Origin of the sequence: Comamonas squillarum (genome assembly GCF_025309455.1) — a bacterium.
Taxonomy (GTDB): Bacteria; Pseudomonadota; Gammaproteobacteria; order Burkholderiales; family Burkholderiaceae_C; genus Comamonas; species Comamonas squillarum.
In genome coordinates this window covers 2,328,180-2,354,373 of sequence record NZ_CP104377.1, presented here as the reverse complement: position 1 = coordinate 2,354,373, position 26,194 = coordinate 2,328,180, and the positions used below count along the sequence as shown (strand labels likewise).

The following is a 26,194-nucleotide window of genomic DNA, read 5'->3' as shown; positions in this document are numbered from 1 at the left end:
GATGGAGCGCAACTATAGTACGCTCTCTGAGCCAGATTATTCGCGGGCATGCTTGAAAAGTGTAACTAGCTTTCTTGGCAGCTATGTGGCGAAGCCCCGGGTACACCCTTGAGTTGTATACAAAGGCTTATTTAGTGCTCAAATAAACAACAGGCCTGATCAGGCCTGCTGCTGTAATCCATCAGTGCTGGTGCTGGTGGCCGCCTGATGCCGGTGGGTGCGCGCTGGCTGCCGGAGCCAGGGCTCGCACCGGGGCGCTGACGGCAATGCTCTCCTTGGCGCCGTCGGCGTGCAGCACTTCGAGCGTCAGGTCGACGTTTTCGCCAGCGGTCAGCGGTTTTTTCAGGCCCATCAGCATGATGTGGTAGCCGCCCGGCTTGAGGCTTACGGTCTGGCCGCTGGGCAGGCTGACGCTGGGCACAGCCCGCATCTTCATCACGTTGTCTTCCATGCGCATCTCGTGCACTTCGGCGCTGCTGGCCGCGTCGGTCTTCACGCCCACGAGCTGGGCATTGTCATGCGCCGAGCGCAGCTCCATGAACACGCCCGAGGCCTGTTGCTGCGCGACCGTGGCGCGTGCCCAGGGATTGCTGACCGTGACATGGGCAAAAGCGCTGGAGGCGGTTGCAAACGCAAAGGCGGCGAGCAAGGAGGGGAACAGGGGACGCATGGTAGGGGCTGAGGAGAAATAGCGATGGGATAGGACGGATTCCTGCATTCTACAAGCGCAGGGTGATCACGCACCGCACGCGCTGGTGCGTTGCTTGAGGGACGGGCGGGCGAGGAAATAAAAAACGGCCTAGGCGATAAGCCTAGGCCGTTGAACTTGGTGGGCCCTGAGTGATTCGAACACTCGACCAACGGATTAAGAGTCCGCTGCTCTACCAACTGAGCTAAGAGCCCGAAACTGTCGCACCTTGGAAATGCTTTGTTTCGTTGGCCTGCGCGGTCAATCGCAAGCCTAAAAATGTGGTGGGCCCTGAGTGATTCGAACACTCGACCAACGGATTAAGAGTCCGCTGCTCTACCAACTGAGCTAAGAGCCCACATTTTTTGCTGTCAGCAGTGTGCTGCAGCAAGCCTTGTATTATGCACTAATTTTTACGCCTGCTCGGAAAAATACCGTTATCAACTCCGGTTTTTTCAGGCAGGCCCGTTGCCGCAGAGGCAAAAATGGCCCGCAAGCTGCCGGGCCGTGCCCGTTCGAGCCAGTCCGGGCCTGGCTCGCGCGAGGAAGGCGCTTACATCAGCAGATGTTCGCCGGCGTTGTCGCCGCCCAAGATCACATAGTTCACCTTGCGGATGTCCATCAGGTGCTTGCCGCCTGCGTAGCTGATCGAGGACTGCACGTCCTGCTCCATCTCGATCAGCGTGTCCTGCAGCTTGCCCTTGATGGGCTCGAGGATGCGCTTGCCTTCGACGTGCTTGTACTCGCCCTTGTTGAAGTCGCTGGCCGAGCCGTAGTACTCCTTGAACAGCTCGCCGTCGAGCTCAACGGTCTTGCCGGGTGATTCTTCATGGCCAGCGAACAGCGAGCCGATCATCACCATGGTGGCGCCAAAGCGGATGCTCTTGGCGATGTCGCCATGGCTGCGGATGCCGCCGTCGGCAATGATGGGCTTGGTCGCCACGCGTGCGCACCATTTGAGCGCCGACAGCTGCCAGCCGCCCGTGCCAAAACCGGTCTTGAGCTTGGTGATGCAGACCTTGCCCGGGCCCACGCCCACCTTGGTGGCATCGGCGCCCCAGTTTTCCAGGTCGATCACGGCCTCGGGCGTGGCCACGTTGCCGGCAATCACAAAGGCCTCGGGCAGCTTTGCCTTCAGGTAGCCGATCATGTTCTTCACGCTGTCGGCATGGCCATGGGCGATGTCGATGGTGATGTATTCGGGGCAGATGTCGTCGGCGACAAAGCGGTCGACCACGTCGTAGTCCGCTTGCTTGACGCCCAGCGAGATCGAGGCGAACAGGCCTTGCGACTGCATGGCCTTGGTGAAGGCCACATTGTCGATGTCAAAGCGGTGCATCACATAGAAGTAGCCGTGTTGCGCCAAAAACTTGCAGATCTTCTCGTCCAGCACGGTCTTCATGTTGGCAGGCACCACCGGCAGGCGGAAGGTGCGGTTGCCCAGGACAACGCTGGCGTCACATTCGGAGCGGCTCTCCACGCGGCACTTGCGGGGCAGCAAAAGAATGTTGTCGTAGTCGAAGATTTCCATTTGATTCCAAGCTCCATAAAAGGTCGCAGCGAACTATTTCGCAGCGATGGGGCGCTTGGCTTGGAGACCGGTCGGAGCAGGGCGCTTCGCGTCGGAAGCCCCCTTTTTGCGCTGTTGCGGGCACAAAAAAACCGGGTCACAAGAAACTTGGGCCCGGTGACTGATTCTAGCAGCATGCACCGGCTTTGCAAAAGCCTTGCCGGCCGCTGCAGTATGCGCAGGCGGTGAGCAAGACCACCAAGCGCTTGCCGGGCGGGTGCCTCGCCGGCCTGCCGATCTCCCTACAATGCTGGCATGGATTCGAATGATTTGTTTGCGCTGCCGCCCGATGCCGGTGGTTCTGGCCATTTGCCACTGCTCAATGGCCTCAACGACGAGCAGCTCGCCGCTGCCACCTTGGAGGGCGGCCATGCGCTGATTCTGGCCGGCGCCGGCTCGGGCAAGACTCGGGTGCTGACCACGCGCATCGCCTGGCTGCTGCAGACGGGCCGTGCCACGCCCGGCGGCATTCTGGCGGTGACCTTTACGAACAAGGCCGCCAAGGAGATGCTCACCCGCCTGTCGGCGATGCTGCCCATCAATGTGCGCGGCATGTGGATCGGCACCTTCCACGGGCTGTGCAACCGCATGCTGCGCGCGCATTACAAATCGGCCAACCTGCCCCAGACCTTCCAGATCCTGGACACGCAAGACCAGCTCTCGGCCATCAAGCGCCTGTGCAAGCAGTTCCAGGTCGATGAGGAGGCGCTGCCACCCAAGCAGCTGCAGTACTTCATCAGCGGCTGCAAGGAAGAGGGGCTGCGCCCGTCGGATGTGCAGGCCCGCGACATGGCCGAGCGCAAGAAGGTCGAGCTCTACCAGCTCTACGAAGAGCAATGTCTGCGCGAAGGCGTGGTCGATTTTGGCGAGCTGATGCTGCGCTCCTACGAGCTGCTGCGCGACAACCTGCCGATCCGCCAGCACTACCAGCACCGTTTTCGCCATATGCTGGTCGACGAGTTCCAGGACACCAACCGCCTGCAGTACCTCTGGCTCAAGCAGCTGGCCGGCGACATGGTGGGCGGCAAGTTCCAGTCCCACAGCAGCGTGATTGCCGTGGGCGACGACGACCAGAGCATCTATGCCTTCCGCGGAGCGCGCGTGGGCAATATGCAGGATTTTGTGCGTGAGTTCGAGGTGCGCCAGCAGATCAAGCTCGAGCAGAACTACCGCAGCTACAGCAACATCCTCGACAGCGCCAATGCGCTGATCAGCCACAACAGCAACCGCCTGGGTAAGAACCTGCGCACCGACCAGGGCCCGGGCGAGCCGGTGCGGGTGTCCGAGAGCGCCACCGACATGGCCGAGGCGCAGTGGATGGTCGAGGAGATCAAGTCGCTGATCAAGAGCGATGGCTTTGCGCGCAGCGAGATTGCCGTGCTCTACCGCAGCAATGCCCAAAGCCGGATTCTGGAAACCAGCCTGTTCAATGCCGGTGTGCCCTACCGCGTGTATGGCGGCCTGCGCTTTTTCGAGCGTGCGGAAATCAAGCATGCGCTGGCCTATCTGCGCCTGCTCGAGAACCCGCATGACGACACCAGCTTCATGCGGGTGGTGAACTTTCCGCCACGCGGCATTGGTGCGCGCACCACCGAGCAACTGCAGGAAGGCGCGCAGGCCGCTGGTTGCTCCTTGTACGACGCGGTCACCGCCGTCGCCGGCAAGGCGGGCACCAAGCTGCAGTCCTTTGTCGCGATGATCGATGTGCTGCGCGAGGAAACCCAGGGCAAGACCTTGCGCGAGACCATCGAGCGCATGCTGGTGGTGAGCGGCCTGATCGAGCACTACCAGAGCGAAAAGGAAGGCGCCGACCGCATCGACAACCTGGGCGAGTTGGTGACCGCCGCCGAGAGCTTTGTCACGCAGGAAGGCTTTGGCAAGGATGCCATAGCGATACCGCTTGATGAGCAGCAGGCCATGGGCGTGCCAGGCAGTGGCCAAAGCCCCGTGAGCCAAGGGCTGGACCCGGATGCCCCGCTGCTCGATACCCCGCTGCCCGATGCCGCCAATCCGGCGATGGTGAACCCCGACACCGGCGAGACCTTGTCGCCGCTCGTGGCATTCCTCACGCATGCCGCACTGGAGGCCGGTGACAACCAGGCCCAGGCGGGCCAGGATGCCGTGCAGATGATGACCGTGCATGCCAGCAAGGGCCTGGAGTTTGATGTGGTCTTTATCGGCGGGCTCGAAGAGGGCCTGTTCCCGCACGAGAATGCGATGACCGACACCGGCGGGCTCGAAGAAGAGCGCCGCCTGATGTATGTGGCCATCACCCGGGCGCGCAAGCGCCTGTACCTGAGCACCTCGCAGACGCGCATGCTCCACGGCACGACGCGCTACAACGTGAGGAGCCGCTTTCTCGATGAGCTGCCCGAAGGCGCGCTCAAATGGCTCACGCCCAAGCATTCGGGCTTTGGCAGTGGCATGGGCAGCCTGGCTTACGGCGGGGGAGGCGGCGGCCGCTCATCGGGCGGTGGTTACGGCGATGCCGCGCCCAGCATGTGGGGCAAAACCCCCGTGCCAGCGCAAAAGGCCGAGCCCGCGCATGGCATCAAAAAGGGCGCCCATGTGTTCCACAACAAGTTTGGCGAAGGCAAGGTGCTGGCGGTGGAAGGCACGGGTGACGATGCGCGCGCCCAGGTGAATTTTCCGCGCCATGGCACCAAGTGGCTGGCGCTGTCGGTGGCCAAGCTGACGGTGGTGTAAACCTCCATTGCAAGCCTGGCAGGTGGCTTTGGGATAGTGGGCACCAACCTCAGGCTTGCCATAAATAGTTGCATAGGATACTATATAGGTTGCTCATCGGCATGCGCAGCCTTGCCGCGTCCCGGTCCGGCATCCCTGCCAGGACCTGCGCGAGCCATCCTTGTACGCGCACAGGGATGGCGCCCATGCTGCTTTTTTAGCGGGTGAGTCTCCACTTTCCTATCCCAGCCAGACTGCCTGGCCGCTGCGCCGGCCGGTTTGCGCGTTGGTCAGTCGCTGGGTAGACGAGGATGTCCATGACCCCAGTCCGCAAGATCGATATGTCCACCCCCGCCATTGGCCGCCACCAGGCGCTGCGCCACCTGCTGTCGCTGCGCCAGCTGCGTGACAGCGTCCGCCTGCAACCGCTTCCCTCCCTGCACATTGCGCTGGTCGCGGCCATGCAGGCAGCACTTGCAGTGCTGCTGGCCCTGGTGGTGGCGCGCCTGTCGCCCTGGCCACAGCTGGTGGGGCCCTTGGGGCTAGGTGCGTTGGCCGCCTTGTTTGGCCGTTTTGCCGCACCCGGTCGGCGCATGCGCATCGTTGGTATTTGCGCGGTCATGCTGTGCGCGGCGGTGTTTGTGCCATCGCTTGCCTCCTGGGCCGGGATGCCCGCCCAGGGCATGGTCGCGGTGCTGGCGCTGGTGGCGGGAGCGGCCACCTTGGCCGTCAGCCACTGGCGCCTGGGTGGGCCGGGCGCGGTGATTGTGGTGTTCGCAGCTGGTGCGTCACTGGCGCCAGTGCACAGCGGGCAGCAGCTGCTGGAGCGGCCCTTGGGCACCTTGGCCGGTGGCCTGCTGGCCGCGCTGGTCTGCTGGGCCACCGATGGCCTGCGCCATAACGCGGTGCAGCGCGTGCAGCTGCCTGCGCAGCCGCAGCAGCCCTGGCCCGCCGAGCTGGCCGCTGCCGGCCGCATTGTGCTCGGTGCCGGTCTGGCCGCCTGGGTGGCCCAGGCCGCTGGCTGGCAGCATCCGGCCTGGGCGGCGATTGGTGCCACCGCGGTGATGCAGGGCAGCCATCTGCACATCACGATGAACCGGGCGCTGCAGCGCATGGTGGGCACGATGCTGGGCGCGTTGGTCGCTGGTCTGATTCTGGCGTTGGATCCATCGTTTTGGTGGATTGCCGCTGCCATCGTCGCGCTGCAGTTCATCACCGAGGTGAGCATTGGCTACAACTACGCCTTGGGCCAGATCACCGTCACGCCGATGGCCTTGCTGATGACGCACCTGGCTTCTTCGTCCCAGGCCCCCTTGGCCATGCCGCTGGAGCGGGTGCTCGACACGGTACTGGGCGCGGCGCTGGGCATTGTGTTTGCGCTGGCGCTGTCCAGCCTGGAAGACCGCACGAACCTGCACCGCCTGCACCACGGCGAAGGCTCCCAGCGATGAAAAAAGCCCGGGCTGTGGGGCACAGGCCGGGCTGGGATATGCGGGTGGGATTCAGAGTGCGATGCTGTCGGTCTGCTCCGGCGCTTCAAAGCAGTCGCGAAAGCTAAACACCACCGAGGTCAGAAACATGGCGGCCAGCATCAGCGAGCCGGCAATGGCAATGGCGGCGGCGGCCCAGGCGCCCAGCAAAGTGCCCAGCAAGGCTGACAGCAGCGCCATCGCGATGCCAAAGCCGATGCCTACAGCCATCCAGGCCAGGCCAAACATCGTGAAGGCGCCGATATTGCGGCTGCAGGCGATCAGGCTGAAGAACACGGCCTTGATGGCAGGCACGCGGTGCCAGTAAATGAGGCCAGGCGCATGCCAGAACAGCAGCGACAGCGGGATGTACAGCAGCATCGTGGCGAACATGGCCTGCTGGAAAGCGGGCTGCTCGACGATCTCGCGCGTGATCTCGCCGCCCATCAGGTTCAGGCGCGCGAACTGGCCGCCATCAAACAGCGCAGAAAACCCCAACACCAGCAGGAACGACAGCGCATAAAAGACGCCCAGCACGACAAAAGCGTTGCGCCGCTCCTTGTCGACACGCAGCGCAGCCAGCACCACCGGCAAGGTCGGGCGCGTGCCCTGCGTGCTCAACGCGGCGCCAATCATCATGCACAGCGTGGAAACCGGCAGCAGCGCCAGCGCGATAAAGGTGCCGGCAATCGGGATGGCGCCGATCAGGGACATCACCATCATCGACAGAAAGAACAGCGAGGTCAGGGCCAGGGCCTGTGTCTTGAAGGTTTTGAAGCCGTCTTGCACCCAGGCAACACCCTGGCGGGCAGTGGCGATACGAAGTTTCATGCACCAGCGCGCTGCAGCGTGGGCTGCAGCGATAAAAAATCAAAGGGGATGGCGCACTGTAACCCATGCGCCCAAGGGGCAGGCGCCTATATGGGCATGGTGCGCGCGGGCGCGCCCTGCGTGGCTTTGAGCAGGTCGCTTATTTCAGCTGGTAAGGCGTGGCCAGGCGCTCGCGCAGCACCCGCTCGAAATGGGTCGGGTCGTGCGGCTTGAGCAGCGAGGCTTCGCGCGGCAGGTAGAAGTCCCAGAGGCGCGAGATCCAAAAACGCAGCGCGCCTGCGCGCAGCATGGCGTTGAGCAGTTCGCGCTCGCAGGCCTGCAGCGGGCGCACGGCCTGGTAGGCGGCCAGCAGCGCATCAGCACGTGTCAGGTCGATGGCGCCGGTGGCCAGGTCGATGCACCAGTCGTTGATGACGACGGCGATGTCGAACAGCCAGGTGTCGACGCCGGCGAAATAGAAATCAAAGATGCCGGTCAAGGTCTCGCCCTCGAACATGGCGTTGTCGCGGAACAGGTCGGCATGCACCGGGCCGCGCGGCAGCGCGGTATAGGCCGAGCTTTGCGCCACATGGTTCTGGTAGGCCAGCTCGCTGCGCAGCAGCTCGGCGGTCGCGCTGTCCAGGTAGGGCAGCACGACGGGCACGGTCTCGTTCCACCAGGGCAGGCCACGCAGATTGGGCTGCTGGCGCGGGTAGTCGAGGGCGGCCTGGTGCATTTTGGCCAGCACCTCGCCCAGCGACTGGCAATGCGCCGCTTGCGGCGCCAGCTGGCTCTTGCCGGGCAGCTTGCCAACGATGGCCGCGGGCTTGCCCTCAACCTGCAGCAGGATGTCGCCGGTCTTGCCATCGGCCTGGGGCTCGGGCACGGGTACGCCGGCCTTGGCCAGGTGCTTCATCAGGTACAGATAAAACGGCAGCTGGTCGGCGCGCAGGCGCTCAAACAGGGTCAAGACATACTCGCCCTGGCTGGTGGTCAGAAAGTAGTTGGTGTTTTCAATACCGCCTTCAATACCGCGCAACGAGACGAAATCGCCCAGCGGGACGCGCTTGAGCAAGGCCTTGGCAGCCTTGTCGGATACTTCGGTGAAAACAGCCATGGATGTATATCGTCACTACAAAAACAAGGCCAGCCTCTGTGGCTGGCCTGGCCCGCAAAGCGGCGGGTGCAAAGGGGCGATTATCGCAAGCCTGCGCGGCGCTGGGCTATTCGCTCTGGTATCGCGCTCAGAAATTGCCGATGTTCCAGACGCGCTTCTTGCTTGGGGTGTCGCCAAAACCGTCAGGGCGGGCGCGGGCGCCGTCGGTGGGCTTGACCTCGTAGGCGGGCATATTGCCCACCTTGGGCTGCACATGGATGCTCTGGGTCTGGCCACCAATGCGCACCTCGTCGATGCGGCTGCCCGCGTCTTCCACCCGGATGTACTCGGCCTTCTGGTTGTACTTGTCGTTGGCGGGCGCCGCGTCGGCAGGGGCGGCAGGCTGTGCAGCGGGTTGCGCCGCAGGCGCGGGGGCAGGAACTGCGGGTTGCTGGGCCAGCGCAGGGGCTGCCAGCACCAGTGCCAGGGCCTGGGCGATGAAAGAAGTGGTAATTGCGCGCATGGCCCAATTGTAAGTTGTCACCCGGTGTTTGCGTACCGGGCACAATGTCAATATGCGTAATCCTCCTACTTTAGTGCTGGTGGACGGTTCCAGCTATCTGTACCGTGCCTACCATGCCATGCCCGATCTTCGGGCGGTTCCCGGCGATCCTGCCAGCCCGGCCACCGGCGCCATCCGCGGCATGGTCAACATGATGCAGGCGTTGCGTAAAGACATACAGGCCGACTACGCGGTCTGTGTTTTCGATGCCAGTGGCCCGACCTTCCGCGACACGCTCTACACCGAGTACAAGGCTACGCGCTCGCCGATGCCCGATGATCTGCGCTCGCAGATCGCCCCGATCCACGAGGTGGTGCAGCTGCTGGGCTGGAAGATTCTGGCCGTGCCCGGTGTCGAGGCCGATGATGTGATCGCCACCTTGGCGCAGATGGCCTCGCAGCAAGGCATCCAGGTGATCGTCTCCAGCGGCGACAAGGACTTGAGCCAGCTGGTCAATGAGCATGTGACCATCATCGACACGATGAATGGCAAGCGCCGCGATGTTGCCGGCGTCACCGCCGAGTTTGGCGTGCCGCCCACGCAGATGGTCGACTACCAAGCCCTGGTAGGCGATACGGTCGACAACGTGCCCGGCGTCAGCAAGGTGGGCCCCAAGACCGCTGCCAAATGGCTGGAGGAGCACGGCTCACTCGACGAGCTGATTGCCAAGGCCGACACGATCAAGGGCGTTGCCGGCCAGAACCTGCGCGATGCCATCGCCAGCGGCCAGCTGGCGCTCAGCCGCCAGCTGGTGACGATGAAGACCGACTGCGCGCTGGACGACTATATCCAGGGCCTGCCTGCGTTCGATGGCATCACCTTGGGCGAGCCCGATGCCGTGGCCTTGGTGCCGTTCTACGAGCAATATGGCTTCAAGGGCCTGGCGCGTGCGCTGGGCTCTGCCGCTGCCACGGTGTCGGCCAAGGCGGCGGGCGACAGCGCTTCCGGCCAGGCGGGCCTGTTCGACAGCGCCGATGCCGCCGTGACCGAGGTGGCCATCGAGGCCCAGCAGCGCGATGTGGTCTACCACACCATCCTGACCGAGGCCGATCTGGATGCCTGGCTGCGCAAGCTGCAGGCAGCCGAGCTGACCGCGCTGGATACCGAAACCGATTCGCTCGACGAAATGCAGGCCCGCATTGTCGGCATCTCGTTCAGCGTGCAGGTGGGTGAGGCCGCCTACGTGCCGCTGCGCCATGAAGGCCTGGATGTGCCCGAGCAGTTGCCCATCGACCTGGTGCTGGCCAAGCTCAAGCCCTGGCTGGAAGACGCCAGCAAAAAGAAGCTGGGCCAGCATGTCAAATACGACCAGCATGTGCTGGCCAACCATGGCATCCGCGTGCAGGGCTATGCGCATGACACCATGCTGCAGTCCTATGTGCTCGAAGCCGACCGCCCCCACAACCTGGGCAGCCTGGCGCTGCGCCACACGGGCCGCACCGGCATCAGCTACGAAGACCTCTGCGGCAAGGGCAAGGGCCAGATCCCATTTGCCCAGGTGCCGGTGGACAAGGCCGCAGCCTACAGCTGCGAAGACTCGGACCAGACCCTGGATGTACACCGCGTGCTGTGGCCGCGCATTGAGGCCAATGCCGGCCTCGCGCACATCTACGCGCTGGAGATGCAGACCAGCGAGGCGCTGTTCCGCATCGAGCGCAATGGCGTGCGCATCGATGCGCCCGAGCTGGCGCGTCAGAGCAATGACCTGGGCCGGCGCATTCTGGCGCTGGAGGCCGAGGCCTATGAGATCGCCGGCCAGCAGTTCAACCTGAGCAGCCCCAAGCAGCTGGGCGAGATCTTTTTTGACAAGCTGGGCCTGCCGGTGGTGAAGAAAACCGCCACCGGCGCGCGCAGCACCGACGAAGAAGTGCTGGAAAAGCTGGCCGAGGACTACCCGCTGCCGGCCAAGATCCTGGAGCACCGCTCGCTGTCCAAGCTCAAGGGCACCTATACCGACAAGCTCGCGCAGATGGCGCTGCCCAGCGATGGCCGCGTGCACACGCACTATGCGCAGGCGGTGGCCGTCACCGGACGCCTGTCCAGCAACGACCCCAACCTGCAGAACATCCCCGTGCGCACGGCCGAAGGCCGGCGCATTCGCGAAGCCTTTGTTGCGCCCGAGGGCAAGCTGATTGCCAGCGCCGACTACTCGCAGATCGAGCTGCGCATCATGGCGCATCTGTCGGGTGACGAGGCCTTGCTCAACGCCTTCCGCGATGGGCTGGATGTGCACCGCGCCACCGCCGCCGAGGTGTTTGGTGTGGCGCTGGACCAGGTCAGCAGCGAGCAGCGCCGCTATGCCAAGGTCATCAACTTTGGCCTGATCTACGGCATGAGCAGTTTTGGCCTGGCCAAGAACCTGGGCATCGAGACCAAGGCCGCTGCTGCCTATATCGACAAGTATTTCCAGCGCTACCCCGGCGTCAAGCGCTACATGGACCAGACCGTCGAGCTGGCCCATGCGCAGGGCTATGTCGAGACCGTGTTCGGCCGGCGCCTGGTGCTGCCCGAGATCAATGGCGGCAATGGCCCGCGCAAGAAAGCGGCCGAGCGCGCTGCGATCAATGCCCCCATGCAGGGCACGGCGGCCGATTTGATCAAGAAGGCCATGGTCGCTGTGCAGGCCAAGCTCGATGCAGACAAGCCCGAGGTGCTGGTCATCATGCAGGTGCACGATGAACTGGTGTTCGAGCTGCCCGCTGCCGAGCAGGAATGGCTGCGCACGGAGATCCCGGCCATCATGGCCAGCGTGGCCGACCTGAAGGTGCCGTTGATCGCCGAGATCGGCTTTGGCCCGAACTGGGAAAAAGCGCACTGACCCTGATGCCTGTAGCGCTGCCTGATGCGGGCAGTCGCTCAGGTGCCAGACCCACCGCCCCAAGCCCTGTCACTCGCACAGGATTTGGGGCGGTTAATGCAACTGCGTTGCAACAAAGTGCTACCATGCGCGGCATGTTGGAGGGGGCACGGGTGCCCGGGGGCTGCGCGGGTGAGCGATGGGCCGGCCCGGGTTGGCGGCGTTTTTGCCAAGCCCGGCCCCGCTGAAGGATGGTTTCATGACTTTGATCGCAATCGTGCTGGCGACCCTTGCTGCCGGTTTGGGCAGCGTGTGGGTGGCCGCAGCGCTGATGCGCACGGGCATTGGCAGCCAGGGCAGCCGCTTTGGTGCCCAGCACCTGCTGAGCCTGGCCGCAGGCGCCTTGCTCGCTACCGCCTTTGTGCATTTGCTGCCCGAGGCTTTCGAGAGCCAGATCAACCCCAAGGCGCTGTTTGTGGTGCTGCTGCTGGGGCTGGTGTTTTTCTTTTTGCTGGACAAGGCGGAGCTCTGGCACCACGGCCATGAGCACCGCCATGCGCTGCCCGAAGAGCGCGGCCATGCCCATGGCGAGCATGCGGACGGCGAGCACGCCGATGGCCAGCATGGCCATGCACACCACCACCACGGCCACACGCACAACAACAGCGCGGGCGGCTGGTCGCTGCTGACCGGCGACAGCGTGCACTGCTTTGGCGATGGCATTCTGATTGCCTCGGCCTTCATGGCCGATATGTGGCTGGGCATTGTGGCGGCCATCTCGGTGCTGGCCCATGAGGTGCCCCACCACATGGGTGACCTGGTCGTGCTGTCGGGCAACGGCAGCCGCAGCCAGAGCAAGGTGGCGCTGCTCAAGCTATCGCTCGCCGGCGCGGTGACGGCGCTGGGCGGCGTCGTCGGCTATTTCCTGGTCAGCTCACTGGCGGACTTTCTACCGTACTTTCTGGCCATTGCGTCGAGCAGCTTTATCTATGTGGCCCTCGCCGATCTGATCCCGCAGCTGCAGCGCCAGCTGACGGCCAAGCAGACGGTGCAGCAGGTGGTCTGGCTGGCCATCGGCATGGTGGTGGTGAGCGCGGTCAGCACCTGGGCGCATGGCGACCATGACCACCATGGGCATGGCCCGGCCGCGCAGCATGAGGCCCATGGCGCGAATGACGCGCATGGGGACCACGACGGGCACAAACACTGAGGCATAAGAGGGCGGGTATCAGGCGCCTGCGCGCAGGCCGCTGCCCTTGTTGGCCAGCAAGGCCCGCACCACCGGCAGCTGGCGCCGCGAGACCAGCAGCACATCCTCGATGCCAAACAGGCGCAGCTGCCAGCCGTCGCTGTCGTCCCCACCCCAGGCTTTTTCCAGGCAGCGTATCGCAGACGGCGCCACCAGCGCATTGCGGTGCACGCGCAAATAGCGCTTGGCAAAGCGCGTCTCCAGATCATTGAGGCTGCCCGACCACAGGTAGGCATGGGTGGCGGTGCGCACGGTCACATATTTCAGCTCGGATTTGAAATACAGCACATCGGCCAGGCGCACCCGTTCGGTGCGGCCCCGGTCGGTGATCAGCAAGGTGTCGGTCTCGGCATCCGGCTCGGTCTGGGCCGGCGCCTGGCGCAGCGCATGGGCCTGGGCGACCAGGGCCACCTTGTGCAGCGCAGCGGCCAGGCGCTCGCGCCGCACCGGCTTGGTCAGGTAGTCGGCGGCATTGACCTCGAAGGCGCTCAGCGCATGCTCCGGGTGGGCGGTGACAAAGACCACGGCGGGGGCTGTGGGCTGCTGCTGCAGCTGGCGCGCCAGGTCCATGCCGCTGTGGCCCGGCATATGGATGTCCAGCAGCAGCACATCAAAGGGCAGGCTCTGCGCCGAGGCGCTGGCCAGCGCCTGCAGTGCCTCTGCGGCGTTGGCGGCCTCGTGCACGGCGCTGGGCGCTGGTGTTATCTCGACCAGCAGGCGCCGCAGCCGGCTTCGGGCCAGCGCTTCATCATCCACAATCAATACTCGCATGGCCGCTATGCTAGCGGAGCCCGGTGCCGCCTGCCAACACCGGCCGTCGTGTATTTGCCCCCGCTCAGGCGGGGATGCTGATGCGCACCATGTAGATGCCGTCCTTGCTCGTCGCCTTGAAGTCGTATTCGAGGTCGTAGAGCAGGCGCAGGCGCTTTTTCACATTCAGGATGGCCGTGCCGGTGCCGGCGCGCCGCTCGGGCTGGGGGGCGCTAAAAGGGCGTGGCGTGGTGTTGATGATCTGGATCTGCACCATATTGCCCCGCCGGCGCGTGGCAATGCTGATGCGGCCATGGCCATGGCTGGGCTCGATGCCGTGCTTGACGGCGTTCTCCACCAGCGGCTGCAAAAACAGCGGCGGCACGGTGGCGTCATCGGCGCGCGAGTCCAGGTTCCAGCGCACGGCCATGCGGTCGTCAAAGCGGATTTGCTCGATCGACAGGTAGCGGCGCGCCAGCATCACCTCCTCGGCCAGGGTCGAGGCCTCGCGCTTTTCGGTCAGCGCATGGCGGAACAGGTCGCTCAGGTCTTCGAGCATGGCCTCGGCTTTTTGCGGGTGGTCCTGCACCAGCGCAATGGCGCTGTTGAGCGCATTGAAGAGGAAGTGCGGGCGGATGCGCGCCTGCAGCTCGGCCAGGCGCGCGGTGGTGGCCGCCGGCGTGCGGGCCTGGGCGCGCCACTGCAGGCCCACCACCACCATCGCTGCCAAGAAGCCCCCGGCCGCTGCGCTGGCCAGCCAGGCCGTTTGCGCCGACAAGGTGGTCCACTGGTAGAGCAGAGCTGCCAAGAGCCCGCAGACCACGCCCAGCGCGGCGCCCGCCAGGTACTGCACGCGCGTGCTGCAGCGCTGCAGCAGCTTTTTTTGCTGGCAGGCCAGCACCAGCCACAGCAGGCTGGCGGGCAGAACCACGGCGGTAAGCAGGGCGAGTTGAAAGAACCAGTCGGCCAGGCCGCTGGCACCAAAGGCGGCGGCAATGGCCACCACGGTCTCGACCAGGGCCACGGTGCGGCCGATCACGCTGGCGGTGCAGGCATCAAACACATAGGCGGTGCCGACGATGGCTTCGCGCGGTGCTGGATTAGTTGATGTTGCTGGCATGGTCGTGCAGGGTCGATAAAATCCTGGTTTTTCGCCCAGGGCTTTGGCGGGCCTCAGGCACAGCACCGCGGGCTGTGTTTCCGCAGCGCAACTGGCAGCTTAACCCGAATATTGCGACCTTCATGTCTACACCACAAGCTTCGTCTCCTTCGCACAACCAGCTCGATTCCAAGTCCGAAGCCTGGTCGGCGCTGTTCTCCGAACCCATGAGCGATCTGGTCAAGCGCTACACCTCCAGTGTGTTTTTCGACAAGCGCCTGTGGCAGGCAGACATCCAGGGCAGCCTGGCCCACGCGCAGATGCTCTGCGCCCAGAAGATCATCGGCGAGCAGGACTTGGCCTCCATCGAGCAGGGCATGGCGCAGATCACCTCGGAGATCGAAGCGGGCAGCTTTGAGTGGAAGCTGGACCTCGAAGACGTGCACCTGAACATCGAGGCGCGCCTGACCCAGCTGGTGGGCGACGCGGGCAAGCGCCTGCACACGGGCCGCAGCCGCAATGACCAGGTCGCCACCGACGTGCGCCTGTGGCTGCGCGGTGAGATCGACCTGATCGAAGGCCTGCTGGGCGAGCTGCAGCTGTCACTGGTCGAAGTGGCCGAGAAGAATGTCGACGTGATCCTGCCGGGCTTTACCCACCTGCAGGTGGCCCAGCCGGTGAGCTTTGCCCACCATCTGCTGGCCTATGTGGAAATGTTCAAGCGCGATGCCGAGCGCATGCTGGATGTGCGCAAGCGCGTCAATGTGCTGCCGCTGGGCAGCGCCGCGCTGGCCGGCACCACCTACCCTCTGGACCGCGAGCGCGTGGCCCAGACGCTGGGCATGGAAGGCGTGTCCCAGAACTCGCTGGACGGCGTCAGCGACCGCGATTTCGCGATTGAGTTCACCGCAGCTGCCTCGCTGTGCATGGTGCACATCAGCCGCCTGTCGGAAGAGCTGATCATCTGGATGAGCCAGAACTTTGGCTTTGTGCGCATTGCCGACCGCTTCACCACCGGCTCGTCGATCATGCCGCAAAAGAAGAACCCTGATGTGCCCGAGCTGGCACGCGGCAAGACCGGCCGCGTGGTCGGCCACCTGATGGGCCTGATCACCTTGATGAAGGGCCAGCCGCTGGCCTACAACAAGGACAACCAGGAAGACAAGGAGCCGCTGTTCGACACCGTGGACACCCTGAAGGACACCTTGCGCATCTTCGCCGAGATGATCGGCGGCCAGGTCAACCCAGCGACTGGCGCCAAGGAAGGCGGCATCACCGTGAACGCCGACAATATGCGCGCCGCTGCGCTCAAGGGCTATGCCACTGCCACCGACCTGGCCGATTACCTGGTCAAGAAGGGCCTGCCTTTCCGCGATGCCCACGAGACCGTGGCCCATGCCGTCAAGCTGGCCTCGCAAAAGGGCGTGGACCTGACCGAGCTGCCACTGGCCGAGCTGCAGGCCTTCAACCCCAACATCGAAGCCAATGTGTTCGAGGCGCTGAGCCTCGAAGGCTCGCTCAATGCCCGCAACACGCTGGGGGGCACCGCGCCCGTGCAGGTGCGTGCCCAACTGGCCAAGCACCGCACGCGCCTGGCATAAGCCTTGCTTGATTGGCTTGTCCTTCTTCTTGAAAGCTACGCATGTCCTTGAGCCGCCGCCATGTCTCCCTGCAACTGCTGGCCGCTGCTGCGGCCGGGTGGCTGACTGGCCCCAGCTGGGCAGCGGGCTACAACAAGGGCAAGCCGGTGCGGCTGCTGGTGGGCTTTCCACCGGGCGGCGGCACCGATGTGATCGCGCGCCTGCTGGCCGAGAAGATGAAGGACAGCCTGGGTACCTCGGTGGTGGTGGAGAACAAGCCCGGCGCCGGCGGCCAGATTGCGGCCCAGATCCTCAAGGCCTCACCAGCCGATGGCGCGACCTTCTTCGTCACCCACGACCACACGATCTCCATCCTGCCCCAGGTCATCAAGAACCCGGGGTTTGACCCGCATGCGGACTTTGTGCCGGTGGCGGGCTTTGCCAGCTTTGTCAATGCGATTGCGGTCTCCGACGGCCTGGGCGTGCGCAGCTTCGAGGCCTATCTGCAGTGGCTCAAAAAGCAGGGCGGCAAGAGTGCGGTGGGCATTCCAGCGCCGGCATCGACGCCGGAGTTCCTGGTGCGGGTGCTGAACCAGCGCTTCAAGACCGACCTGGTGTCCGTGCCCTACCGGGGCAGCGCGCCGATGCTGGCCGACATGATGGGCAACCAGATCCCTGCGGGCATCGGCTCGGTGCAGGATTTCATCGAAAGCCACAAGGCCGGCAAGATCCGCGTGCTGGCCGTGCTGGGCGGCAAGCGCCAGCAGGCCTTGCCCGATGTGCCGACCTTGAGCGAACTGGGCCTGCCGGGCCTGGAAGACATGCCCTACTACGGCATATACGCCGCCGCCGGCACGCCCCCCGAGATGGTGCAGGCCGTATCGCAGGCGGTTGCCAAGGCCGTGGCCGCCCCCGATGTGCATGAGCAGCTGGTGGGCATGGGGCTGAGCGTGGGCTATATGACACCCGAGCAGCTGCTGGCCCGCGAGCGCGCCTATTCGGCCGTCTGGGCCCGCATCATCCGCGACAGCGGCTTCCAGCCCCAGTGACCTTGGCTTGCGCAGCTCGCACCATGGCATCCATCGGCAGAGCCCCGGCAAGCCATTGGCCTAATCCATAGCGTCATCTTGTTGCCAAATGAAACACCTGGCTGCCCTGGGCGGCCAGCCAACACTGGCGCAGGCTAATTTTGGTACGCTCTCACCATCCTAGGGGAGAGCTCCGTGAATACAACATTACAACGCTGGCTGGCGGGCGCCGGCTGGGCCGCGCTGGGCCTGTCCGCCCATGCCACAAGCATCACATCGGTGTCACCGCAGGGCGAGGTGGCCCGGGTCCGGCAAATAGTCGTCAAGTTCGATGCGGCGGTGGTGCCGATGGGCGATCTGCGTGCGGCAGCGCCCGTCAAACTCGACTGCGACAACAAACAGGCCCAGAGCCAGGGGACGGGACGCTGGACGGGCCCGCGCGAATGGGTGTTTGACCTGGCCGATGACCTGCCGCCCGGTGTGCGTTGCACGGTCGAAAAGGTCGCCAACCTCAAGGATGTTGCCGGCGAGCCGGTCAAGGGCGCGGCCCAGTACCGCTTTGCCACCGGAGGGCCGTCGGTGACGCGCGTGGTGCCCAGCAGCTACCAGCCGCTCGACAGCCGCCAGTTCTTTGGCCTGCAGTTCAATGCCGATGTCGTGACCAGCTCGGTGCAGGACAACACCTGGTGCACGGTCAAGGGCATTGGGGAGCGCATTCCAGTGCGCATCCTCTCCGCCTCGGAGTCCGATGACTTCATGCAAAGCCAGTTTGGCCGCGATAGCTTGCAGCAGCGGCCACGCCGCCATGTCGCCTTGCAATGCCAGCGGGCCTTGCCCGAGGGCGCCCAGATGAGCCTGGTGGTGGGCGCGGGGGTGAGCACCGACAACGGCGTCAAGCAGACGCGTGAGCGCCGCTTCGACTACCAGGTGCGCCCGCCGTTCACGGCCGAGTTCAGCTGCGAGCGCGCCAATGCGCAGGCCGGCTGCCTGCCGATCCGCCCGCTCAACCTGCTTTTCAGCGCTTCGGTGGACCGCAAGCTCGCCGAAGGCATCTTCCTGGAGACTTCCAAGGGCCGGGTCAAGGCGAGCTTTCCCGATGACGGCGAAGAGGGCGAGGTCAACCGCCTGCAGTTTGCGCCGCCCTTTGGCGAGAAGGAGACGATGCGTATCGTGCTGCCCCAGGGCTTCAAGGACGAATCGGACCGGCCGCTGGCCAATGCCAACCTGTTCCCGCTGCAGGTGCAAAGCGGGCTGATGCCGCCGCTGGCCAAGTTTGCCGCCTCGCCGTTTGGCGTGGTCGAGCGCTTTGCCGAAGGCGACAAGGGCCCGGCGATGTTCCCGGTAACCCTGCGCAATGTGGAGCAGGACCTGCAGATCCAGGGCCTGTCGATCGAGGACAAGGGCACTGTCTCGACCCTGCAGCTGCAAAGCGATGCCGACATCATCCGCTGGTACCGCAAACTGCAGCGCTATGACAACTGGCAGGTCAGCCGCAAGCAGGCGGCGCAGGACAGCAAGATCCCGCTGCCCAATGTGCTGCCCGATGGCGACAAGAACTATGTCGAGACCCGCATGCTCTCGCTGCTCGAAGGCCAGGCCACCAGCAAGAAGCTGGCGCTGCCCAAGACAGACAGCAAGGACCCGCGCCCCTTCGAGGTCGTGGGCATTCCGCTGGAGACCGGTTTCCATGTGGTCGAGATCGCCTCGCCAATGCTGGGTGACGCGCTGCTCAACACCGACTACGACAGCGCCCGCCGCGTGATGTTTGTGCGCAGCTCGGCATTGGTGACCAACCTGGGCGTGCACTTCAAGCTGGGCCGTGAAAACGCGATGGCCTGGGTGACCAGCCTGGACAAGGGCAAGCCGGTGGCCAATGCGCAGGTGCGCATCTCCAGCTGCGACGGCAAGACGCTGGTGCAGGGCACGACCGACAAGGATGGCGTTGCCCGTTTTGACAAGCTCGACACCCAGGCGCAGGTGCGCTGCGAGGCCGGCTCCAACAGCGACACCAGCGCTGCCTACTTTGTGAGCGCGCGCGCCACGGTCGACGGCAAGCAGGACATGGCCTTTGTCTGGAGCGACTGGCAGCGCGGCATCGAGAGCTGGCGCTTCAACCTCGAGACCGACAGCAGCCCGGTGCAGGATGTGATCGCCCACACGGTGCTGGACCGCAGCCTGCTGCGCGCTGGCGAGACGGTGTCGATGAAGCACCTGATCCGCAGCCAGACCATGGGCGGCCTGGGGCTGCCCGGCAAGGAGCAGTTGCCCAACCAGGTGGTCATCACCCATGTGGGCAGCAATGATGAGTTTGAGCTGCCCATCAGCTGGGAGCGTCCGGGCCAGGGCCTGTCGGCCGTGTCCGAGTTCAAGATTCCCAAAGCCGCCAAGCTGGGCACCTACCGCATCACGCTCAAGGGCGGCAAGGGCAAATGGGGCTCGATGGAGATGCAGACCAGCTCGTTCCGGGTGGAAGAGTACCGACTGCCGGTGTTCAAGGGCAGCGTGACGCCGGACCAGCCTGCACCCATCGTGCAGCCGGGCAAGCTCGGCGCCCAGGTGCAGCTGTCCTACCTCTCGGGCGGCGCAGCGGCCAAGGAGGCGGTCAAGGTCTCGGCCGCGATCCAGTCGCATGCGGTGAGCTTTGAGGACTATGACACGTTCTCGTTTGGCCGACCTTATCTGAGCCGCAAGCTGCCCGGCGCGGGCAACGATGGCGAGGACTACAGCAATGACCGCCGCGTGATTGCCGACAAGCTGGCGCTGACCCTGGATGCCAATGGCGCGGGCAAGGCCGAGATCGAGCAGGTGCCCAGCTCGGTGGCGCCGCAGGATCTGCTGCTGGAGGCGAGTTTTTCCGACCCCAATGGCGAGGTGCAGACCATCAGCCACCACAGCGTGATCTGGCCTGCATCGGTGGTTGCTGGCATCAAGGCCGAGAACTGGGCCTCCACCGACAAGAAGCTGAGCTTCCAGGCGCTGTCGCTGACGCCGTCGGGCAAGCCCGTCTCGGGCGTCAAGCTGCAGGTGCGGGCGGTGGCGCGCATCGTCACCTCCACGCGCAAGCGCATGGTCGGGGGCTTTTACAGCTACGAGAACCATGAGAGCTACAAGGACCTGGGCGTCGTCTGCAGTGGCAAGAGTGATGCCAAGGGCCTGCTCGACTGCAGCACCCAGCTGAGCGAAGGCGGCGAGACCGAGCTGATCGCCGAGGCGACGGATGACAAGAGCCGCAGCTCCAAGGCTGCGACCTCGGTCTGGGTGACCAAGCAGGGCGAGCTGTGGTTTGGCGGTGAAGACACCGACCGCATGGACCTGCTGCCAGAGAAGAAATCCTACAAGGTGGGGGACACTGCGCGCTTTCAGGTGCGCATGCCCTTCCGCGAAGCGACGGCGCTGGTGACGGTGGAGCGCGAAGGCGTGCTCTCCAGCCAGGTGGTCACCCTGCGCGGCGATGACCCCACGGTCAACCTGAAGGTGCAAGAGGGCTGGGGCCCGAATGTCTACGTCAGCGTGATGGCGCTGCGTGGCCGCCTGCGCGAAGTGCCTTGGTACAGCTTCTTCACCTGGGGCTTCAAGTCGCCGCGTGAATGGTGGACCTCGTTCTGGTACGAGGGCAAGGAATATGTGGCGCCCACCGCCCTGGTGGACCTGTCCAAGCCCGCCTACCGCCTGGGCGCGGCCGAGATCCGTGTCGGCATTGCCGACCGCCAGCTGGCCGTGACCGTCAAGAGCGACAAGGAAAGCTACCGCATCCGCAATACCGCCAAGGTCACGATCGAAGCCAAGCTGCCCAATGGCAAGCCAGCTGCGGGCGCGGCCGTGTCGGTGGCGGCTGTGGACCAGGCCTTGCTCGAACTCAAGAGCAATGACACCTGGGCACTGCTCGAAGCCATGTACCAAAAGCGATCCTGGGGCGTGGAGACCTCCACCGCCCAGATGGAAATCATTGGCCGGCGCCACTATGGCCGCAAGGCCGTGGCAGCGGGCGGTGGTGGTGGCAATGGCCAGACCCGCGAGCTGCTCGACACCCTGCTGCTGTGGCAGCCCAATGTGGTGCTGGATGCGAATGGCCGCGCCGAGGTCGATGTGCCGCTCAACGACGCACTGACCAGCTTCAAGATCGTGGCCGTGGCCGAGAGCGGTCTGGAGCTGTTTGGCACAGGCACCACCCAGATCCGCACCACGCAGGAGCTGCAGATCATCAGCGGCCTGCCGCCTTTGGTGCGCGATGGTGACCGCTATGACGCCCAGGTCACCTTGCGCAATACCACCAGCAAGCCCATGCAGGTGCTGGTCACCCCCAAGGCCACCTTGCTGCAGCTCGAGCCGCAGACAGTGGACGTGGCCGCGAACGAGGCCCGCACCGTGAGCTGGAGCGTGACGGCGCCTGCCGACATGTCGCAAAGCCGCCAGGGCGAGCTGCTCTGGGAGATCAGCGCCAAGGACAAGCAGGGCGATGCCGCCGATGCGCTCAAGGTCAGCCAGCGCGTGGTGCCCGCTGTGGCGGTGGAGACACTGCAGGCCACCCTGGTGCAGCTCGACGGCAGCCTGGAGATGCCCGTCAGCGCACCGGCCGATGCCTTGCCGGGCCGCGGCGGTTTGAAGCTGTCGCTGGTGCCGCGCCTGGCAGAAGGCCTGCCGGGTGTGCGTGACTGGTGGCGTGCCTACCCGTATGCCTGCCTGGAGCAGACCACGAGCAAATCCATCGGCACGCAGGATGCTGCGCTGTGGAAGAGCACGATGGAACGCCTGCCCACCTACCTCGATGGCGATGGCCTGGCCAACTACTTCCCGCCGCAAGCGGGCAGCAGCAACACCGGCAGCGATGCGCTGACCGCCCACCTGCTGCAGGCCGCTTTCGAGATGAAGCGCATCGACCCCGCCTTTGCGATCCCAGCCGCGCCGCTGGGCCGCATGCAGGACGCGCTGTCCCGCTTCATCGATGGCCGCATCGAGCGCAAGTTCTGGAGCCCGCGCTCCGACCTGGAAGTGCGTAAGCTCGCTGCCATCAATGCGTTGGCGCTGTATGGCAAGGCGCAACCGCGCATGCTGACCAGCATCCAGATTGCACCCAACGACTGGCCCACCCAGACCGTGGTGGACTGGCTGTCGATTCTGGGCCATATGAAGGATGTGCCCAACCGCAGCAAGCTGCTCGAAGAGGCCAACCAGATCCTGCGTGCGCGCCTGAGCTACCAGGGCACCAAGGTACTGTTCGCCAACGAGAACAATGACTACTGGTGGTGGCTGATGCAAAACGGGGACACCACCCTGGCGCGCTTCCTGCTGGTGGTGATGGATGACCCGGCCTGGAAGGACGACATGCCGCGCCTGGCCAGCAGCTTCATCAGCCGCCAAAAGAGCGGTGCCTGGACGACGACCACGGCCAACCTCTGGGGCGCGCTGGCGCTGGAGCGCTTCTCGCGCACTTATGAGTCCACACCCGTGACCGGCACGACCGAGGCCAGCATGGCCGGCAAGTCCGGTACGGTGGACTGGAGTCGCGTAACCAAGGCGCAGGACGCGATTGAGCTGCTGGCGCAGGGCGGCAAGCGCACGCCCGGCCCGACCGAGCAGGTCGCGCAGTGGCTCAACAACACCATTGACCTGCCGTGGGCCGCTGGCAACCAGAGCCTGAAGGTACAGCAAAAAGGCACCGGCAAGCCCTGGTTGACCGTGCAGTCGCAGGCGGCCGTGCCGCTCAAGCAGCCGCTGTCGGCCGGCTACACCATCAGCAAGACCGTGGTGGCCGTCGAGCAGGCCAACAAGAACCTGCCCGCCGGCCAGTACACCCGGGGCGATGTGCTGCGCGTGACCCTGGAGGTCAACGCCAGCGCCAACATGACCTGGGTGGCGATCACCGATCCGATCCCGGGCGGCGCCACCATCCTGGGCAGCGGCCTGGGCCGGGACTCGGCACTGTCCACGGCGGGCGAGAAATCGACCGGCTGGGGCTGGAAGGCCTTTGAGGAGCGGTCCTTTGAGAGCTACCGCGCCTACTACGGCTACCTGCCCCAGGGCAAGCTCAGCCTGCAGTACAGCTACCGCGTCAACAACACCGGTGAGTTTGCGCTGCCATCGACCCGCGTCGAGGCGCTGTATGCGCCCGAAATGTTCGGCATGGCGCCCAACCCCAAGGTGACGGTTGTGCCCGTGGCGCCATGAGGCTGCGCGCTATAGCCCGCTGGCGGCTGCTGGCCCTGGCCTGCCTGGTGCATGCACCACTGGCCCAGGCCGTGCCCAGCTTTGGCGAGGTGCGGCAGGACTTCAGCTCGTCGGAGACGCGCGTGCTGTCGCGCGAAGGCGAACTGCTGCAGAGGGTGCGCACCGACAGCACGGTGCGCCGGGGCGATTGGGTGGCACTGGGCGATGTGTCGGCTGCGCTGCGCACCGCCATGCTGTTGAGCGAGGACAAGCGCTTTTACGAGCACAGTGGCGTGGACTGGGCTGCCGTCACATCGGCTGCCTGGGGCAACCTCTGGAACCAGCGCACACGCGGGGCCAGCACCATCAGCATGCAGCTGGCCGGCCTGCTTGACGGCGACTGGCGGCGCAGCAATGGTGGCCGCTCGGTGGTGCAAAAGGTCGGCCAGACGGTCGCTGCCCAGGTGCTGGATAGGCGCTGGCAGAAAACCCAGATCCTGGAGGCCTACCTGAACCTGGTGCCTTTCAGGGGCGAGCTGGTGGGCATTGATGCGCTGTCGCGCACCTTGTTTGACAAGGCTCCCCATGGCTTGGATGACCGCGAGGCGGCGGTGGCCGCCGCGCTGGTGCGCGCGCCCAATGCGCGGCCCAGCCAGGTGGGCCAGCGCGCCTGCGGGGTGCTCAAGGAGATGCGGCGCGATCCCAAGCTCGACTGCGAAGCGATCGTGTTCTTCACCGAGATCGCGCTGAAAAAGCGTGCCTTTGATGCCAGCGAAGGCATTGCGCCGCACTTCAGCCGCATTGCGCTGCGCGAGGCACGGCAAGGCGCGGATGGCAAAACCCAGCAGGCGGCCATGGCCAGCCTGCGCACCACCTTGAGCGCGCCGCTGCAGCGCTATGCGGTCGATATGCTGGGCCAGCACCTGCAGGCCTTGCAGGGCAGCAATGTGCAGGACGGCGCGGTGCTGGTGCTGGACAATGCCAGCGGCGAGGTGCTGGCCTGGGTCGGGTCCTCTGGCGCACTGAGCCAGGCACATGCTGTGGATGCGGTGCTGGCGCCGCGCCAGCCGGGCTCGACCTTGAAGCCCTTTCTCTATGGCCAGGCGATTGCCGAGCACAAGCTGACGGCTGCGTCCTTGATCGAGGACTCGCCCGCGCGCATTCCGACGGCCAGCGGCCTCTATATTCCACAGAACTACGACCGCAGCTTCAAAGGCTGGGTGTCGGTGCGCACGGCGCTGGGCGCCTCGCTCAATGTGCCGGCGGTGCGCACCCTGGTGATGGTGGGTGTCGACGATTTCTTTGACCAGCTGGTGCGCCTGGGCATGCCGATGCGCGAGAGCGGCAGCTATTTTGGCTACAGCCTGGCGCTGGGCAGCCCCGATATTCCGCTGGTGCAGCTGACCAATGCCTACCGCGCGCTGGCCAACGGCGGGCGCTACAGCCCGGTGGCCTATACGCGTGGCGGCAAGCCGCAGTTCCGCCAGGCCATGGATGCGGGCGCCGCCTATGTGGTGGGCGATATGCTGGCCGACGGCAATGCCCGCGTGCGCACCTTTGGCCTCGATAGTGTGCTGGGCACGCGCAGCTGGGCGGCGGTGAAAACCGGCACCAGCAAGGACATGCGCGACAACTGGGCCGTCGGCTGGTCAGACCGCTACACGGTGGGCGTCTGGGTCGGCAATGCCAGTGGTGAAGCCATGCATTCGGTCAGCGGCACCAGCGGCGCGGCACCCGTCTGGGCCAGCATCATGGCCTTTTTGCACCAGGGCCAGCCCAGCCGCGCGCCCAAGGCGCCGGCCGGTTTGCAGGCGCAATGGGTGGATTTTGGCCCCGCGCCTGCTGGGCAATCGGGCGCCGGTTTTGCGCTGGAGGCGCGGCGTGAGGAGTGGTTTCTGGCCGGCACCGCGCAGCCGCGCTTTGCGCTCGATGGCCAGGCGACCGGGGTCGATGAGATGGTCGGCGGCCGCAGCGTTGCCGGGCGATCGGCTGACGGCAACGGCGCAGCAGCCCCGCCTGCAGTGCGCATTCTGGCCCCGGCCAACGGCACGATTGTCGCGGTGGACCCGGACATTCCACCCGAGCGCCAGCGCCTGCAGTTTGTCGCCGATTCGGCCGCTGCCCGCTGGCGCATCGATGGCAAGGATGTTGCGCGCGGCGCGCGCTGGGCCTGGCTGCCCTGGCCGGGCCGCCACCAGGTGGAGCTGGTCAATGCACAGGGCGAGGTGCTGGACAGCATCCGCCTGGAAGTGCGCGGCGCGGGCGTCAAACAGGCCAAGCGCTAACGATATGCGGCAGCCACCAAGGGGGCTGCTGCAGCGATGACAGCCGCTCTTAATCGACCACCACGGCCGTGCCGCTGGCCGATACCATCAGCATGCCGTTGTCCTTGCCCAGCACTTCGTAGTCGAGGTCGATGCCGACGACGGCATTGGCGCCCAGCGCCTTGGCGCGCTCCTGCAGCTCATTGAGTGCAATGTCTCTGGCCTTTTGCAGCTCTTTTTCGTAGGTGCCCGAGCGGCCGCCGACGATATCGCGGATGCCGGCAAACCAGTCCTTGAAAAAGTTGGCGCCCAAAATGGCTTCGCCGTTGACGATGCCGCAGTAGCGGCTGATGCGCTTGCCTTCAATGCTGGGGGTGGTGGTGACGATCATGGTGTGGCTCCA

Annotated in this window: 16 protein-coding genes and 2 tRNA genes; 8 read left to right on the top strand and 10 right to left on the bottom strand. The window is 65.1% G+C overall.

Annotation, left to right across the window (positions count from 1 at the left end; translation table 11 throughout):
* Positions 1–181: 181 nt before the first annotated feature.
* The 4 genes from N4T19_RS10940 to N4T19_RS10925 form a co-directional block, all read right to left on the bottom strand.
* The gene (locus N4T19_RS10940; RefSeq protein WP_116927519.1) at positions 182–670 is read right to left on the bottom strand and encodes a copper chaperone PCu(A)C; all 489 of its coding nucleotides are present in this window, start codon (positions 668–670) and stop codon (positions 182–184) included.
* A 157-nt stretch (positions 671–827) separates the two neighbouring features.
* Positions 828–903: transfer RNA gene (locus N4T19_RS10935), tRNA-Lys, on the bottom strand.
* A gap of 67 nt (positions 904–970) precedes the next feature.
* A tRNA-Lys gene (locus tag N4T19_RS10930) sits at positions 971–1,046 on the bottom strand.
* Positions 1,047–1,241: 195 nt separating this feature from the next.
* Positions 1,242–2,219 carry a GMP reductase gene (locus N4T19_RS10925; RefSeq protein ID WP_021027940.1) on the bottom strand — a complete coding sequence of 326 codons (978 nt, stop codon included), beginning with the start codon at positions 2,217–2,219 and terminating at the stop codon, positions 1,242–1,244.
* Positions 2,220–2,513: 294 nt separating this feature from the next.
* Between N4T19_RS10925 and N4T19_RS10920 the strand changes: the two genes are divergently transcribed.
* Together N4T19_RS10920 and N4T19_RS10915 are read left to right on the top strand one after the other, a co-directional pair.
* On the top strand, positions 2,514–4,964 hold the full coding sequence (locus N4T19_RS10920) for a UvrD-helicase domain-containing protein (protein ID WP_260720206.1): 2,451 nt from the start codon (positions 2,514–2,516) through the stop codon (positions 4,962–4,964).
* 296 nt (positions 4,965–5,260) lie between these two features.
* Positions 5,261–6,394 carry an FUSC family protein gene (locus tag N4T19_RS10915; protein WP_260720205.1) on the top strand — a complete coding sequence of 378 codons (1,134 nt, stop codon included), beginning with the start codon at positions 5,261–5,263 and terminating at the stop codon, positions 6,392–6,394.
* A gap of 51 nt (positions 6,395–6,445) precedes the next feature.
* On the opposite strand, the gene N4T19_RS10910 is transcribed toward N4T19_RS10915, so the two are convergent.
* From N4T19_RS10910 to N4T19_RS10900, 3 genes are all read right to left on the bottom strand, one after another.
* The gene (locus N4T19_RS10910; protein ID WP_116927521.1) at positions 6,446–7,243 is read right to left on the bottom strand and encodes a BPSS1780 family membrane protein; all 798 of its coding nucleotides are present in this window, start codon (positions 7,241–7,243) and stop codon (positions 6,446–6,448) included.
* Between the two features lie 139 nt (positions 7,244–7,382).
* Positions 7,383–8,339 carry a homoserine kinase gene (locus tag N4T19_RS10905; protein ID WP_182343230.1) on the bottom strand — a complete coding sequence of 319 codons (957 nt, stop codon included), beginning with the start codon at positions 8,337–8,339 and terminating at the stop codon, positions 7,383–7,385.
* A 127-nt stretch (positions 8,340–8,466) separates the two neighbouring features.
* The gene (locus N4T19_RS10900; RefSeq protein WP_260720204.1) at positions 8,467–8,841 is read right to left on the bottom strand and encodes a hypothetical protein; all 375 of its coding nucleotides are present in this window, start codon (positions 8,839–8,841) and stop codon (positions 8,467–8,469) included.
* A gap of 52 nt (positions 8,842–8,893) precedes the next feature.
* Between N4T19_RS10900 and polA the strand changes: the two genes are divergently transcribed.
* Together polA and N4T19_RS10890 are read left to right on the top strand one after the other, a co-directional pair.
* The gene (gene polA, locus N4T19_RS10895) at positions 8,894–11,698 is read left to right on the top strand and encodes a DNA polymerase I (protein ID WP_260720203.1); all 2,805 of its coding nucleotides are present in this window, start codon (positions 8,894–8,896) and stop codon (positions 11,696–11,698) included.
* A 238-nt stretch (positions 11,699–11,936) separates the two neighbouring features.
* Positions 11,937–12,887, top strand: a complete 951-nt coding sequence (locus N4T19_RS10890; RefSeq protein WP_116927525.1) for a ZIP family metal transporter — start codon at positions 11,937–11,939, stop codon at positions 12,885–12,887.
* An 18-nt stretch (positions 12,888–12,905) separates the two neighbouring features.
* Here N4T19_RS10890 and N4T19_RS10885 read toward each other — a convergent pair whose 3' ends face one another.
* Both N4T19_RS10885 and N4T19_RS10880 read right to left on the bottom strand, forming a co-directional pair.
* Positions 12,906–13,697 (bottom strand): LytR/AlgR family response regulator transcription factor, encoded by a 792-nt coding sequence (locus tag N4T19_RS10885; protein WP_116927526.1) that lies wholly within the window; start codon positions 13,695–13,697, stop codon positions 12,906–12,908.
* 64 nt (positions 13,698–13,761) lie between these two features.
* Positions 13,762–14,796, bottom strand: a complete 1,035-nt coding sequence (locus N4T19_RS10880; protein WP_182343224.1) for a sensor histidine kinase — start codon at positions 14,794–14,796, stop codon at positions 13,762–13,764.
* A 122-nt stretch (positions 14,797–14,918) separates the two neighbouring features.
* On the opposite strand from N4T19_RS10880, the gene argH reads away from it, so the two are divergent.
* The 4 genes from argH (at position 14,919) to pbpC (ending at position 25,812) form a co-directional block, all read left to right on the top strand.
* On the top strand, positions 14,919–16,376 hold the full coding sequence (gene argH, locus N4T19_RS10875; protein WP_116927565.1) for an argininosuccinate lyase: 1,458 nt from the start codon (positions 14,919–14,921) through the stop codon (positions 16,374–16,376).
* 41 nt (positions 16,377–16,417) lie between these two features.
* Positions 16,418–17,404 carry a Bug family tripartite tricarboxylate transporter substrate binding protein gene (locus N4T19_RS10870; RefSeq protein ID WP_260720202.1) on the top strand — a complete coding sequence of 329 codons (987 nt, stop codon included), beginning with the start codon at positions 16,418–16,420 and terminating at the stop codon, positions 17,402–17,404.
* A 174-nt stretch (positions 17,405–17,578) separates the two neighbouring features.
* Entirely contained in the window at positions 17,579–23,548 is a 5,970-nt protein-coding gene (locus N4T19_RS10865; RefSeq protein ID WP_260720201.1) for an alpha-2-macroglobulin family protein, read from the top strand.
* Positions 23,545–25,812, top strand: a complete 2,268-nt coding sequence (gene pbpC, locus N4T19_RS10860; protein WP_116927529.1) for a penicillin-binding protein 1C — start codon at positions 23,545–23,547, stop codon at positions 25,810–25,812. Before N4T19_RS10865 ends, pbpC begins: the two co-directional genes overlap by 4 nt.
* Before the next feature lie 49 nt (positions 25,813–25,861).
* Here pbpC and N4T19_RS10855 read toward each other — a convergent pair whose 3' ends face one another.
* Positions 25,862–26,182, bottom strand: a complete 321-nt coding sequence (locus tag N4T19_RS10855) for a heavy metal-binding domain-containing protein (RefSeq protein ID WP_182343220.1) — start codon at positions 26,180–26,182, stop codon at positions 25,862–25,864.
* Between the last annotated feature and the right edge of the window lie 12 nt (positions 26,183–26,194).

What these genes read in the sequence shown, in the direction of transcription:
- N4T19_RS10940 (WP_116927519.1), bottom strand. Translation starts at nt 670, where the DNA reads ATGCGTCCCCTGTTCCCCTCCTTGCTCGCCGCCTTTGCGTTTGCAACC.
- N4T19_RS10925 (WP_021027940.1), bottom strand. Translation starts at nt 2,219, where the DNA reads ATGGAAATCTTCGACTACGACAACATTCTTTTGCTGCCCCGCAAGTGC.
- N4T19_RS10920 (WP_260720206.1), top strand. Translation starts at nt 2,514, where the DNA reads ATGGATTCGAATGATTTGTTTGCGCTGCCGCCCGATGCCGGTGGTTCT.
- N4T19_RS10915 (WP_260720205.1), top strand. Translation starts at nt 5,261, where the DNA reads ATGACCCCAGTCCGCAAGATCGATATGTCCACCCCCGCCATTGGCCGC.
- N4T19_RS10910 (WP_116927521.1), bottom strand. Translation starts at nt 7,243, where the DNA reads ATGAAACTTCGTATCGCCACTGCCCGCCAGGGTGTTGCCTGGGTGCAA.
- N4T19_RS10905 (WP_182343230.1), bottom strand. Translation starts at nt 8,339, where the DNA reads ATGGCTGTTTTCACCGAAGTATCCGACAAGGCTGCCAAGGCCTTGCTC.
- N4T19_RS10900 (WP_260720204.1), bottom strand. Translation starts at nt 8,841, where the DNA reads ATGCGCGCAATTACCACTTCTTTCATCGCCCAGGCCCTGGCACTGGTG.
- polA (WP_260720203.1), top strand. Translation starts at nt 8,894, where the DNA reads ATGCGTAATCCTCCTACTTTAGTGCTGGTGGACGGTTCCAGCTATCTG.
- N4T19_RS10890 (WP_116927525.1), top strand. Translation starts at nt 11,937, where the DNA reads ATGACTTTGATCGCAATCGTGCTGGCGACCCTTGCTGCCGGTTTGGGC.
- N4T19_RS10885 (WP_116927526.1), bottom strand. Translation starts at nt 13,697, where the DNA reads ATGCGAGTATTGATTGTGGATGATGAAGCGCTGGCCCGAAGCCGGCTG.
- N4T19_RS10880 (WP_182343224.1), bottom strand. Translation starts at nt 14,796, where the DNA reads ATGCCAGCAACATCAACTAATCCAGCACCGCGCGAAGCCATCGTCGGC.
- argH (WP_116927565.1), top strand. Translation starts at nt 14,919, where the DNA reads ATGTCTACACCACAAGCTTCGTCTCCTTCGCACAACCAGCTCGATTCC.
- N4T19_RS10870 (WP_260720202.1), top strand. Translation starts at nt 16,418, where the DNA reads ATGTCCTTGAGCCGCCGCCATGTCTCCCTGCAACTGCTGGCCGCTGCT.
- pbpC (WP_116927529.1), top strand. Translation starts at nt 23,545, where the DNA reads ATGAGGCTGCGCGCTATAGCCCGCTGGCGGCTGCTGGCCCTGGCCTGC.
- N4T19_RS10855 (WP_182343220.1), bottom strand. Translation starts at nt 26,182, where the DNA reads ATGATCGTCACCACCACCCCCAGCATTGAAGGCAAGCGCATCAGCCGC.